The sequence below is a fragment of the Zobellella endophytica genome (assembly GCF_003012775.1).
In the GTDB taxonomy this organism is placed as follows: domain Bacteria; phylum Pseudomonadota; class Gammaproteobacteria; order Enterobacterales; family Aeromonadaceae; genus Oceanimonas; species Oceanimonas endophytica.
This window is the reverse complement of record NZ_PXYG01000001.1, coordinates 503,257-515,067: the sequence shown is the minus strand read 5'-3', so window position 1 is coordinate 515,067 and position 11,811 is coordinate 503,257. Positions and strand designations below refer to the sequence as shown.

At 66.1% G+C, this 11,811-nt stretch carries 10 protein-coding genes; 4 read left to right on the top strand and 6 right to left on the bottom strand.

The window, feature by feature from the left end; genetic code table 11:
• Positions 1-89: 89 nt before the first annotated feature.
• Both asnB and C7H85_RS02300 read left to right on the top strand, forming a co-directional pair.
• Positions 90-1,754: an asparagine synthase B gene (gene asnB, locus C7H85_RS02305; RefSeq protein ID WP_106728097.1), complete on the top strand. Its 1,665-nt coding sequence runs from the start codon at positions 90-92 to the stop codon at positions 1,752-1,754.
• A 270-nt stretch (positions 1,755-2,024) separates the two neighbouring features.
• On the top strand, positions 2,025-3,293 hold the full coding sequence (locus C7H85_RS02300) for an MFS transporter (RefSeq protein WP_106728096.1): 1,269 nt from the start codon (positions 2,025-2,027) through the stop codon (positions 3,291-3,293).
• A gap of 6 nt (positions 3,294-3,299) precedes the next feature.
• Here C7H85_RS02300 and C7H85_RS02295 read toward each other — a convergent pair whose 3' ends face one another.
• Positions 3,300-3,770: a hypothetical protein gene (locus C7H85_RS02295; RefSeq protein ID WP_106728095.1), complete on the bottom strand. Its 471-nt coding sequence runs from the start codon at positions 3,768-3,770 to the stop codon at positions 3,300-3,302.
• A 158-nt stretch (positions 3,771-3,928) separates the two neighbouring features.
• On the opposite strand from C7H85_RS02295, the gene C7H85_RS02290 reads away from it, so the two are divergent.
• Positions 3,929-4,489: a DUF3157 family protein gene (locus tag C7H85_RS02290; RefSeq protein ID WP_158260053.1), complete on the top strand. Its 561-nt coding sequence runs from the start codon at positions 3,929-3,931 to the stop codon at positions 4,487-4,489.
• Between the two features lie 25 nt (positions 4,490-4,514).
• Here the strand turns inward: C7H85_RS02290 and C7H85_RS20005 are convergent, their stop codons facing one another.
• Positions 4,515-4,754: a hypothetical protein gene (locus tag C7H85_RS20005; protein WP_245879536.1), complete on the bottom strand. Its 240-nt coding sequence runs from the start codon at positions 4,752-4,754 to the stop codon at positions 4,515-4,517.
• 211 nt (positions 4,755-4,965) lie between these two features.
• Here C7H85_RS20005 and C7H85_RS02275 point away from each other — a divergent pair, with 211 nt between their 5' ends.
• Positions 4,966-7,560 (top strand): EAL domain-containing protein, encoded by a 2,595-nt coding sequence (locus tag C7H85_RS02275; protein ID WP_210433536.1) that lies wholly within the window; start codon positions 4,966-4,968, stop codon positions 7,558-7,560.
• Here the strand turns inward: C7H85_RS02275 and C7H85_RS02270 are convergent.
• From C7H85_RS02270 to C7H85_RS02255, 4 genes are all read right to left on the bottom strand, one after another.
• Positions 7,557-8,261, bottom strand: a complete 705-nt coding sequence (locus tag C7H85_RS02270) for an anti-sigma factor (RefSeq protein WP_106728092.1) — start codon at positions 8,259-8,261, stop codon at positions 7,557-7,559. The genes C7H85_RS02275 and C7H85_RS02270 overlap by 4 nt on opposite strands.
• The gene (locus C7H85_RS02265; protein WP_106728091.1) at positions 8,258-8,824 is read right to left on the bottom strand and encodes a sigma-70 family RNA polymerase sigma factor; all 567 of its coding nucleotides are present in this window, start codon (positions 8,822-8,824) and stop codon (positions 8,258-8,260) included. Before C7H85_RS02265 ends, C7H85_RS02270 begins: the two co-directional genes overlap by 4 nt.
• A 91-nt stretch (positions 8,825-8,915) precedes the next feature.
• Positions 8,916-9,446, bottom strand: coding sequence for a DUF3455 domain-containing protein (locus C7H85_RS02260; protein ID WP_106728090.1), 531 nt, complete (start codon positions 9,444-9,446; stop codon positions 8,916-8,918).
• 269 nt (positions 9,447-9,715) lie between these two features.
• On the bottom strand, positions 9,716-11,371 hold the full coding sequence (locus C7H85_RS02255; protein ID WP_106728089.1) for a VRR-NUC domain-containing protein: 1,656 nt from the start codon (positions 11,369-11,371) through the stop codon (positions 9,716-9,718).
• Positions 11,372-11,811 lie beyond the last annotated feature (440 nt).

Genomic DNA, 11,811 nt, shown 5'->3' with positions numbered 1-11,811 from the left:
AAATTTTCGTTATTTTCGCTTTTCATCCCGGTTTGACTCTGGCAACCTTCGTTCATTCATGTAGATCAGCACGTTAAGGACAAGCCCCCATGTGTTCCATTTTCGGTATTCTTGAACTCAAATCCGAACCCGCCGCCCTGCGCAGCCGCGCCCTGGAATTATCCAAACTGCTGCGTCACCGCGGCCCCGACTGGTCCGGTGTGTACAGCAGCGACAACGCCATCCTGGTGCACGAGCGGCTGGCCATCGTCGGCCTGGACAGCGGCGCCCAGCCGCTGCTGAACCCGGCCAAGACCCACGCCCTGGCGGTGAACGGCGAGATCTACAACCACAAGGAGCTGGAAGCCGGGCTCACCTGCGGGTTCGAGTTCCAGACCAAGTCCGACTGTGAAATCATCCTCGGCCTGTACCAGGAAAAAGGGCCCGAGTTCCTCGACGATCTGAACGGCATCTTCGCCTTCGTGCTCTACGACGAGGAAAACGACGCTTATCTCATCGGTCGCGACCACATGGGCATCATCCCGCTCTACACCGGTTACGACGAAGCGGGCAACTTCTACGTCGCCTCCGAGATGAAGGCACTGACCCCGGTGTGCAAGACCATTAGCGAATTCCCCCCCGGCCACCTGCTGTACAGCAAGGAAGGGCAGCCGCGCCGCTACTACCAGCGCGACTGGGAAAGCTATGAGGCGGTGCAGGACAACGTCTCCAGCGTGACCGAACTGCGCGACGCGCTGATGGCGGCGGTCAAGCGCCAGCTGATGTGCGACGTGCCCTACGGCGTGCTGCTCTCCGGCGGCCTGGACTCCTCCATCATCTCCGCCGTGGCCAAGCTGTATGCCGACCGCCGGGTGGAAGACGACGGCCACAGCGAAGCCTGGTGGCCACGGCTGCACTCCTTCGCCGTGGGCCTGGAAGGCGCCCCGGATCTGGTGGCGGCGCGTAAGGTGGCGGATCATCTGGGCACGGTGCACCACGAGCTGCACTACACGGTACAGGAAGGCTTGGACGCCCTGCGCGAGGTCATCTACCACCTGGAAACCTACGACGTCACCACGGTGCGCGCCTCCACCCCCATGTACCTGATGTCCCGCCGCATCAAGGCGATGGGCATCAAGATGGTGCTCTCCGGCGAGGGCTCCGACGAGCTGTTCGGCGGCTACCTCTACTTCCACAAGGCGCCCAACGCCCGGGAGTTCCATGAGGAAACCGTGCGCAAGCTCAAGGCCCTGCACATGTTCGACTGCCTGCGCGCCAACAAGTCCATGGCCGCCTGGGGTGTCGAAGCCCGGGTCCCCTTCCTCGACAAGGAATTCATGGACGTGGCCATGCGCCTGAACCCGGCCGACAAGATGTGCGGCAACGGCAAGATGGAAAAACACATACTGCGCGAGGCCTTCAGCGACATGCTGCCCCATGAAGTGGCCTGGCGCCAGAAGGAGCAGTTCTCCGACGGCGTGGGTTACTCCTGGATCGACAGCCTCAAGGCGATGGTGGAGGAGCAGGTGACCGATCAGATGATGGCCACGGCGGCGTTCCGCTTCCCGCTGAACACCCCGACCAGCAAGGAAGCCTACTACTACCGCGCCATCTTCGAGGATCACTTCCCTCAGGAGTCCGCCGCCAGGTGCGTGCCAACCGGCCCCTCCGTGGCCTGCTCCACCCCCACCGCCCTGGAGTGGGACGAGCAGTGGAAGAACATGGCCGATCCTTCCGGCCGCGCAATCAAGGGCGTGCATAGCCAGTCCTACTGAGCACAGTCGCTTGAAATCGACCCTAGGGCCCAGGCTGTAGGGTCGAATTTATTCGACCGGGCGCGGCGCCGTGGTCGGGTGGTCCACTGAAGTGGACCCTACGGCCAACCCGGCGTTCCAATCTGGCATGGCGCCGTGACGGGCTGGATCCGTAGGGTCGAATTTATTCGACCGGGCCCGGCGCCCGATTGCCGAGGCGCCCCCACTCGACTTGCTGCCTCGGGCCGGCGGGTTTACACTGCCCGCCCGTCCCGCTTTACCCTAGAATGTATGTCTTCCGATCCAGGCAGCACAACGGTGCTGCAACAACAGGGCTTCCTGCCCTTCCTGACCGCCCGGCTGGCGGCGGTGTTCGCCATGCAGATCCAGGCGGTGGTGGTGGCCTGGCAGGTGTACGATCTCACCCGCCAGCCCTTGGCCCTGGCCTACGTGGGCCTGGCCCAGTTCATCCCCATGCTGCTGTTGCTGCTGCCGGCCGGCGATCTGGCCGACCGTCATTCGCGCAAGAAGATACTGTGGCTGAGCTGGGCGGTGCAGGGACTGTGCAGCGCCCTGCTGCTCGGCCTGTCGCTCAACGAGACCCCGGACGTGCGCCACTATTACGCGGTGCTGGTACTGTTCGGCTGTGCCCGCGCCTTTACCGGCCCCACCCTGCAGAGCCTGTTGCCGCAAATCGTGCCCCGGGCCCAGTTGGCCCGCGCCATCGCGGTGAACAGCATGATCATGAAAATCGCGGTCATCGGCGGCCCCCTGCTCGGGGGCATCCTCTACGCCCTGGGCGGCAGCCTGGCCTACGCGGTCTGCCTCGGCTGTTTCCTGCTGGCGCTGGCGCTGTTGCCGATGGCACGGGTGCGTTTTGCCGGTGGCGCCAGGCCGCTGGAAGCCACCGCCTGGCGTCGCTTTACCGCCGGCATCGGCTATATCCGCTCCCGGCCCATCATCCTCGGCGCCATTTCCCTCGATCTGTTCGCGGTGCTGCTCGGCGGCGTGGTGGCGTTGTTGCCCATCTATGCCCAGGAAGTGCTGATGGTGGGGCCGGAGGGCCTGGGCGCCCTGCGCAGCGCCATCGCCATCGGTGCCCTGCTGATGGGCATGGTGCTCAGCACCTGGTCGCTCAGCCGCCGCGTGGGGCCGGCGATGTTTGTCGCCGTCATGGTGTTCGGGGTCGCCAACCTGGTGTTCGCCTTCTCCACCCTGTTCTGGCTGTCGTTCACCGCCCTGCTGGTGGCGGGGGCGGCGGACATGATCAGCGTCTATGTACGCTCCACCCTGATCCAGCTGGCCACCCCCGATGAAATGCGCGGCCGGGTCAGCGCGGTGAACATGCTGTTCATCGGCTCGTCCAACGAACTCGGCGAGTTCCGCGCCGGCACCAGCGCCGCCTGGTTCGGCACCGTGCCCGCCGCCGTCATCGGCGGGGTGGCCACCCTGGCGGTGGCCGGCACCTGGATGTGGGGCTTCCGCTCCCTGCTGCGGGTCGACCGGTTCAGCGACGTGGAGCCCGCGACGGGCTCGGCGCACCGGCGTCAGCCGGCATAACGGCGCTCAGTCGAAATACCACTCCCAGCGAATGGCGCCGATACGGTTGCCGCGCAACCGGAACGTCACGCTGTCGGTGGTTTCGCCGGACTGGTAGCGCAGCTGCCGCGCGTCCTGCCGGGCCGGCCGGCCCAGCACCTCGATGACGCCTTCGGCGCCGGCGCCGATGTTCATGAAGCCCGGCAACGCCGGATGCGGGGCGAAGACGTGCAGATAGATGGGCATGCCCCTGGGGTTGGCCGCCGCCTCGGACAGGTAGGTCTGTGCTTCCAGCCCCGGGCAGCGCAGGGTTTCCACCTCGTCGACCAGCCCCGATACATGGGCATTTTCCACCGCCCGGTAGCTGAGCTGCGGCCGGGCGCATTCCTGCGCCAGTACCCGCTCGGCCACCTCGTTCAGCCGCATCAGCGCCCGCTCCTGCTGGCTGGCGCAACCGGCCAGCGGCAACCACAGCAACACCCAAAGATGCAGTTTCATGCGACACCTCCCTACCCGGCTATTTACAGCCTAACCGCTGCCGGCGAGGAATGCTAACCGGCCCCGGGTATCCGTCCCCGCCCCGGCCATTATTTGCTAAACTGGACAGCCATTTAACCACCAGGCGGTCTGTGCACCGCCCCGACCAGGAGTCAGCCATGAACAGACTCATCCCCGCGGGCATACTGCTGCTCGCCACCCTGGGGGCCGGCCAGGCCCCGGCCGCCGAGCAGCGGGTCACCCTGCCCGATGGGCGCCAGGCCGTGCTGCATGACGATTTTACCTGGCGCTACCTGAACGATGTACCATCCGGCGCCGCTACGCCGGTGCCGGTCGCGCCCGCTTCGGTAGTTGTCGAACCCGCCTCGGTGCGGGTCGAGCCCGGCCGCGACAAGCCGGTGCTGCAGCTGAGCAAGGGCGGCGTCGAGCTGTTGCTGCAACCCGCCCGTTATCAAGATGGCCGGCTGGTGATCCCGACCCGGCTCGGCAACCACGGCAGCCAGTCCGTGATCTCGGTGGTGGTCGCCCTGACCCTGAGCGATGAGCAGGGGCGCCCGCTCGGCAAGGAACAAATCCGGGTGCTGACCGCCATCAAGCGCTTGCCGGACACCTATTTCAGGCCCGGCAGTCGCCGGCAGGGCCAGGACATCGCGCTGGCGGTCCCCCGGGCCGACGCCTACCGACTGTCGGCAGACATCACCGAGGTGCTCTATCGGTAGCCGGACGCCGTGATGTTATCCCCCGTCAATCAGAGAGAAAAGCCTGATACTGGCCCGGAGTGATCGCCAGCCGTCGCTTGAAGTGGCGCTGAAAATGCGCCTGATCGGCAAAAGCCAGATAATCCCGGCTGCCGAACACCAGTTCCCGTTGCAGTCGGCCCAGCCAGCGGCGATCCACGAACAGCATGCGATAGCTGGCCGAGCTCTGATCGATGACCCCGAAGGAGAACTCGTCGTGCGCATGGGTGTGGTATCCCCAGCACATAGGGCAGGGCTTTCACGATGCCGAAGCCGGCACCCGTGCCGGTGGCAATCATATTGACCGGACCCGGTGAAATGGCGCCGACCAGGGCAAAGGCCAGCATGGGGATTGAATGAAATTGCGCGATGGGCGCCGGCACCCTATAAAAGGCGCCGGGATCTGTTATAACTAATAATCATAAGTTCAAGTACTTAGCACGAGGACAGGGAAGCTCTTGAGCACTCAACCCAATGGCCGGGTGGCGTGGTGGCGCGGGTCCTGGTGGGCGGCCTGGTTGCTGGCCTGCTGGGTCGGCCAGGCCGACGCCCAGCCCCTGCGCGTCGGCGTCTATCATAATCCGCCCAAGATCCTGGCCGACGATCAGGGCCGGCCCGGCGGCATCTTCGGCGAGCTGCTGGCCGAGATCGCCCGGGAGGAAGGCTGGCAACTGGAGCCAGTCCAGTGCCAGTGGAGCCAGTGCCTGGACTGGCTGGCCAGCGGCCGGATCGACCTGATGCCGGACGTGGCCTTCAGCGAGGAGCGGGCCGCCCGCTTTGCGTTTCACCGCACACCGGCATTGCGCAGCTGGTCGCAGATCTACACCGCCCCGGACAGGCAACTGACCAGCCTGCTGGAGCTGGACGGCAAGCGGCTGGCGGTGCTCGACGGCTCCATCCAGCAGCAGTTCCTGGCCCAACTGGTCGACAACTTCGGCCTGGTGGTGACCTGGCTGCCGGTGGGCAGCCTGGAAGACGCCTTCGACGCCGTCATCCGGCAGCGGGCGGACGCCGTCGCGGCCAACCACTTCATCGGCAACCAGCAGGCCCTGAGCCGGGAGCTGGTGGCCTCCCCCATCCTGTTCCAGCCCAGCAAGCTCTATTTCGCCACCCCCCTCGGCCGGCACCCGGCGGTGCTGGCCGCCATCGACCGCCACCTCGATGCCTGGCAGGCGGATGAAGGCTCCCGCTACTTTGGCATACTGGCGCGCTGGAGCGCCCGGCAAACCGACTGGCAGCCCCCTCCCGTCCTGTGGTGGGGCCTGGCCGCTTTGGTGTCGGCCCTGCTGCTGGCGCTGGGCTTCAACCTGCTGCTGCGGCGCAGGGTCGCCGAAAAGACCTTGGGCCTGCAGGCCAGCGAAGCCCGGTTGAACACCATCCTCGACAGCGTGGAGGCCTACATCTACATCAAGGACGAAGAGCTCAGGTATCAGTACGCCAACCGAAAGGTATGCGAGCTGTTCGGCCTGTCCCAGGCGCAGATCATCGGCCAGCGCGATACCCGCTTTTTCGATGCCGATACCTGCGCCCGGCTGCGGCAGAACGATCTGCGGGTATTGCAACAGGGCGAGCGGGTGGCCCACGAAGAGGTCAATTACCTGAGCGACAACGGCGAGCCGCGCACCTACCTCACGGTCAAGCTGCCGCTGCGCCACCCGGACGGCCGCATCTATGCCCTGTGCGGCATCTCCACCGACATCACCGCCTACCGCCAGCTGCAGGACGACCTGCACCATCTGGCCTTTTACGATCCCCTCACCCGGCTGGCCAACCGCCGGCTGCTGCTCGACCACCTGCACCATGCCCTGGCCAGCAGCCACAATACCGGCTACCAGGGGGCACTGGTGCTGGTCGATCTCGACAACTTCAAGAACATCAACGACACCCTGGGCCACGACCAGGGCGATCAACTGCTGCTGCAGACCGCCGAACGGCTGCGCCAGAGCCTGGCCAGCACCGACACCGCCGGCCGGCTGGGCTCGGACGAATTCGTGCTGATCCTCGAGGATCTCAACCCCCACGCCACGGAGGCGGTGATGCAGGCCCGCGACCGGGCCGGGCACCTGCTCGAACAGCTGGCCAGGCCCTATGAGCTCGGCGGCAGGCACTACACCTGCTCTGCCAGCATCGGCATCGCCATGTTTTCGGATGTGCAGGGCCACGTCGAGGAACTGCTCAAGGCCGCTGATCTGGCGATGTTCGCCGCCAAGGCCGATGGCCGCAATACCCTGCATTTTTTCAACAAGGCCATGCAGAACGAGGTCAACCAGCGCAGCCGGGTGGAGGCGGCGCTGCGCCAGGCCATCGACCACGATCAGCTGGAGCTGCACGTCCAGCCGCTGGTCGACAGCCAGGCCTGCGTCACCGGGATGGAAGCCCTGCTGCGCTGGCAGCATCCGGAGCTGGGCCGGCTCTCCCCCGCCGACTTCATTCCCCTCGCCGAGTCCAGCGATCTTATCGTCCTGCTGGGTGACTGGGTGTTGCGCCAGGCCTGCCGACTGCTGGCCGACTGGGCCGGCGACCCGGCCATGGCCCGGCTCAGCCTGGCGGTGAACATCAGCCCGCGGCAATTCCGACATCCGGATTTCGTGGGTCGGCTGCGGCAGAGCCTGCAACACAGCGGTGCCGATCCTACCCGGCTGGAGCTGGAAATCACCGAAAGCCTGCTGATCGACGACATCGAACAGACCATCGCCCGCATGGCGCAGCTGCAGCAGTTGGGGCTGCGTTTTTCACTGGACGATTTCGGCACCGGCTATGCCTCGCTCGGCTATCTGAAACGGCTGCCCCTGAACCAGCTGAAAATTGATCAGTCCTTCGTCCAAGACTTGCTCACCGACCCCAACGACGAGGCCATCGTCGGCGCCATCATCGCCCTCGGGCGCAGCCTGGATCTGCGGGTCATCGCCGAGGGGGTGGAAACCGCCGAGCAGGCCGAGCGGTTGCGCCAGTTGGGCTGCACCGCCTTCCAGGGCTACTGGTTCGGCAAGCCGGCCAGCGCCGACCACTGGCGGCAATGGCTGGCGCAGTCGGACGGCGTTGCCCGGGGCTAGATTTTTACCGCCCGGCCGATGAACTGGATGGGCCCGGTGGGCAGGCCGGTGGGCGAGCCGCTGGCCTGCTCCAGGGTCAGCTCGAACAGCTGGTTGGACTCGAGCGGCGGCAGGGCATCCAGCGGTATGCGCAGGGTCTTGCCCGGCTCGACCAGGCCGAGCGACACCGGTCGGCTCCAGTCGTCGGCCTTGGTCCAGAATTCCAGCGCCATGTCCGCCGGTACCTCGGTGGTGCCGAGCGGCACCAGCTGGATCTCCCGGGGGTCGGACGCCTGGATCAGCCAGCCCGGCGCCCGGTCGTCGGGTGCTACCAGCACCACCACATAGCGGGGCTCGGGCAGCGGCCGATAGAGCAGCACCGCCGCCAGCAGCAGGGTCATGGCCAGGCTGGCCGCGGTCAGCCCCCGCCATAGTCCCAGCCGCTGCCACCAGCGGACGGGCCCGGCGGCCGTGCGAGTCCGAGACAGGGCATCCAGGCTGCGTTCGACCCGGGGCCACAGCCGGGGAGAAGGCGTTTGTAGCGCCACCAGCCCGGTCAGCGGGTGCAATCGCTCTTCCCACTCCGTCACCGCCGCCCGCAACGGCTCATCCTGCGCCAGCCGCAGTTCCAGCCGCCGCCGTTCGTCGGCGGGCAGGGTCCCCAGCACATATTCACCGGCCAGGGCGTACAGTTCGGGATCCTGCCGATGTAAAGCGCTCATGCCATGCACTCCCTCAGGGCTGCCAGGCTACGCCGGATCCAGGCCTTGACCGTACCCAGCGGCGCGCCCATCCGGTCGGCAATTTCATGATGGGTACAACCGTCCACGTAGGCATGCAGGATACAGCTGCGCCGCTCGGGCTCGAGCTGCTCCAGGCAATGTTCAACCCGTTTGCCATGGTCATTCCAGGATCCCCCGTCCCGGCTCTGCTGCCAGTGTTCATAGGACTGGAGGGCATCCAGGGCCGCGGCGCCGTGCTGATCCAGCCCAAGCTCCCGCCCCCGGTTGCGCACCGCATTCAGCGCCAGGTGGCGGGCCACGCTGTAAATCCAGCCCCGGGCGGAGCCCCGGGCCGGGTCGAAACTGTCGGCACGCAGCCAGATGTTGATCAGGGCGTCGTGCACTATGTCTTCCGCCAGGGCATGGTCGCGCACGATGCGCACCACCACCCCCAGCAATCGGCCTCCCTCCTGCTCATACAAGGCGTGAAGGCCATGGCGATCATTGCGGGCACAGGCCGCCAACGCGGCCTGGTAGTCAAAATGCTGACCGGGTTCTGTCATAAGCGAAACGCCATCCAATAGGTAGCCAACCGGAACCTGTTTATCTCAGTCTCAAGATTAGACCATACCCCGGTGGATGGCGCTCTTCGCGTCAGCCGGCCTTCCAGAAAATATAATCGGCCTGGTACTGCACCACCTGCCGCTCGCCCTGGTTGGCCTCGCCGCAGGCCATGGCCGGCGCCACCCCGCCCCTGGTGTCCAGCCGCTGGATATAGGTGATGCCGGTCATGGCCCCTTCCCCCATGGCGGGGTTGGCCTGTACCAGCTGGTAGGGAATATTGCCTTCTCCGGCCGGTGCCGTGGCCAGCTGGGTGCCGGTGACGCTGGAGCCGTCCATCGCCTCCCAGGTGGCCGGTGGCCCGAAATAGCGGCCCACCTGCTTGCCGCCGCGATCATTCAACCTGGCGTCAGGACCCATGAACACCCAGCCGAGCTCTCCCGGCGCATCCGGCTTTTCGCGGCATTCGTAGGTGATCTGCCCCACGCCCACGGTTTCCCAGGCGACCTTGTTGCCGTCCGGCACCTGGATGTTGTCGGGCACCACGGCCTGGGCGGCGGAGGCGAGGCCGAGCAGCAGGGCCGGGGCCAACACCGGGATCATCTTGAGATGAAGCTTTTGCATGTCATGTCTCCTTATGACGGTAATATCGAGCGCGGCAACAGGTGCCACCCTTGTACTACCCGCCAGGAGAACAAACGGATGCAGGAAAAATACACTTTTCGTATTTTTGATGGGTCAGGGATCACCGCCCTCACGGGCCGCCCTGAGTTCGGCCTGGGAAGCCCGGGCCGTCGTCCTCCATTCCGGCGTTAAGCCGCGCCAGTTGTTCCATCCTGTTCATGCCGCCTACTGGTAATGACTGCTTTCAGCATAGGTGAAAGGGGCGCTGGCTAAGGCAACCAGCGCACCTGGCAGACCGAGGCGGCAATGCCCTGTTGGTGGAAAAACGCCAGCCAGCGGCGCTGGTTGTCCTGCAGCCGATCCCCCGGGCCCTTGACCTCGATCAGCTCATAGCCCCCGCCCGGCAGGAAGCGGATCAGATCCGGCAGGCCGCTGCCGTGGCCGCGCAGATCCGACAGCAGGCGGGTAAAGACGGCGCTGAGATGCGCCGGCGGTATGCAACTCAGTGCCCGCTCCAGCAGGGGCTCGGACAGCGCCGGCCAGGCCAGCAGCGGGCAACTGATGCCCTGCTTCTGCCGGTAGCGCGCCATGATGGCGGCCCGGTAACTGCCATCCTCCAGCCGGGCCAGGCAGGCGGCGAGCAGTTCACTGCGCCGCTCGGCGAAGCCGGGCCGGTACAGGTCCGCCGGCCCGGCGTGGAAGGGATGGAAGAAGGCCCCGGGCAGGGGCGCGTACAGGGCTTCCCAGCACAGCAGCGCCAGCAGGCCGTTGAACAGGTGGTTCTCCACGTAATACACCGGCCCGGCCAGGGCCCCGGCCGCCAACCGTTCGACCCGCTCTTTTGATGGCGGCAGCGTCAGGGTACGGGTAAGGATGTCAGCCTCGGTGACGGGCGTCGGCGCCGGGGCACCCATCTTTTTGTAAAGCCGGCGATACAACCGCTGCAGGCCTTGCAGCTCGGCCTCGTCCCGGGGCTGCGCCAGCCCCGCCTGGGCCAGGGCAAAGGCACCGCCATGGTCGCCCCGGCGTTCGAGCAGCCGGGCCTGGCGCACCCGGGCCTCGTGATCATCGCTGTGGCGGTAGGCCCGGAGGGCGGTGTCGTCGTCGCCGGCCTTTTCCGCCGCCCGGGCCAGCTGGTACATCAGTTTGGCCCGACGCGCCGCCAGCCAGTCGTTATCGAGCGGGGCCGGCAAGGCTTCCAGTAAGCTGGCCGGCGCTTCGCCCTGTTCCAGTCGCCGGCGCAGATGGTGCAGGGCCAGGTAATGATCCACCTCGGCGCGGTGATGGAAGGCACGGGACTCGGGCGTGAAGGCCACGGTTTCGTAGCGTTGGTTGCCCAGCTCGGTGAGCACGAATTCGGACCCGTCCTGATGCAGGTTGCCGAAGAACATCAGTCGCAGCCGTTCGAACAGGGGCATGCAGGCAAGGCTCAGCAGGCGATCTTGGCTGACGGGCCACCAGTCGTCAAAGGGCCGAGGCGTGGCGTACTCGGGCCGGGCCCGCAGCCAGTCCCGCTTTATGCCCTTGGCGGCGCGGGCCAGCCCGGCCTCGGCGAAGGCACCGGCAAAACAGCGGTTCAGCTCGATCAGGGTGAGCAGGTCGGCCAGCTCTTGCACCGGGATCGGCGTCCGGCTCTGCACCAGCCCCAGCGCCAGCAGTTCATCTGCGACCGGGGCCGGATCCCCAATCTCCCGGTAGCGCAGCCGGCTCAGGCGAAAATGCTCGCCCTGGCGCATCACCATGCGCACCAGCAGCGCCCGGGCTTCGTGTCCGGCGCCGAGCCAGGCGCCCAGCTGCGCCTTTTCCCCGTCCAGCAGCAGATCGCCGTGGTGATCCCGCACCCAGTCCACCAGGGTGCGGGCATTGGCCAGGTAGTAGAAGGGATCCGCCAGCGAAGCCGGGGCCGGTCGTTTAACCGTCGCCATGGGGCCGCACCATCAACGTTGCCGGTTGCAGTTGCATCTCACTCCTTCCTTTTTATTCTGGCCAGCTCCCCGGAGAACAGGCTCCATACCCATTGCGCCCTTATGGCCCCCGCTTTCGTGGGGGCGACAGCTGTCCCGTAGGGTCGAATTTATTCGACCAAACCCCGGCACCGTGGCCGGGAGGTCCATTGAAATGGGCCCTACGGCCAACCCGGCGTCCATTTGTAGGGTCGAATTTATTCGACCAAACCCCGGCACCGTGGCCGGGTGGTCCATTGAAATGGACCTACGGCCAACCCGGCGTCCATTTGTAGGGTCGAATTTATTCGACCAAACCCCGGCACCGTGGCCGGGAGGTCCATTGAAATGGACCCTACGGCCAACCCGGCGTCCATTTGTAGGGTCGAATTTATTCGACCGACCACGGCGCCGTGGCCGGG

Excerpts from the sequence above, each read along its gene's own strand:
- C7H85_RS02260 (WP_106728090.1), bottom strand. The coding sequence starts at position 9,446 with ATGCAAAAGCTTCATCTCAAGATGATCCCGGTGTTGGCCCCGGCCCTG.
- asnB (WP_106728097.1), top strand. The coding sequence starts at position 90 with ATGTGTTCCATTTTCGGTATTCTTGAACTCAAATCCGAACCCGCCGCC.
- C7H85_RS02265 (WP_106728091.1), bottom strand. The coding sequence starts at position 8,824 with ATGACAGAACCCGGTCAGCATTTTGACTACCAGGCCGCGTTGGCGGCC.
- C7H85_RS20005 (WP_245879536.1), bottom strand. The coding sequence starts at position 4,754 with ATGTGCTGGGGATACCACACCCATGCGCACGACGAGTTCTCCTTCGGG.
- C7H85_RS02290 (WP_158260053.1), top strand. The coding sequence starts at position 3,929 with ATGAACAGACTCATCCCCGCGGGCATACTGCTGCTCGCCACCCTGGGG.
- C7H85_RS02300 (WP_106728096.1), top strand. The coding sequence starts at position 2,025 with ATGTCTTCCGATCCAGGCAGCACAACGGTGCTGCAACAACAGGGCTTC.
- C7H85_RS02255 (WP_106728089.1), bottom strand. The coding sequence starts at position 11,371 with ATGGCGACGGTTAAACGACCGGCCCCGGCTTCGCTGGCGGATCCCTTC.
- C7H85_RS02295 (WP_106728095.1), bottom strand. The coding sequence starts at position 3,770 with ATGAAACTGCATCTTTGGGTGTTGCTGTGGTTGCCGCTGGCCGGTTGC.
- C7H85_RS02270 (WP_106728092.1), bottom strand. The coding sequence starts at position 8,261 with ATGAGCGCTTTACATCGGCAGGATCCCGAACTGTACGCCCTGGCCGGT.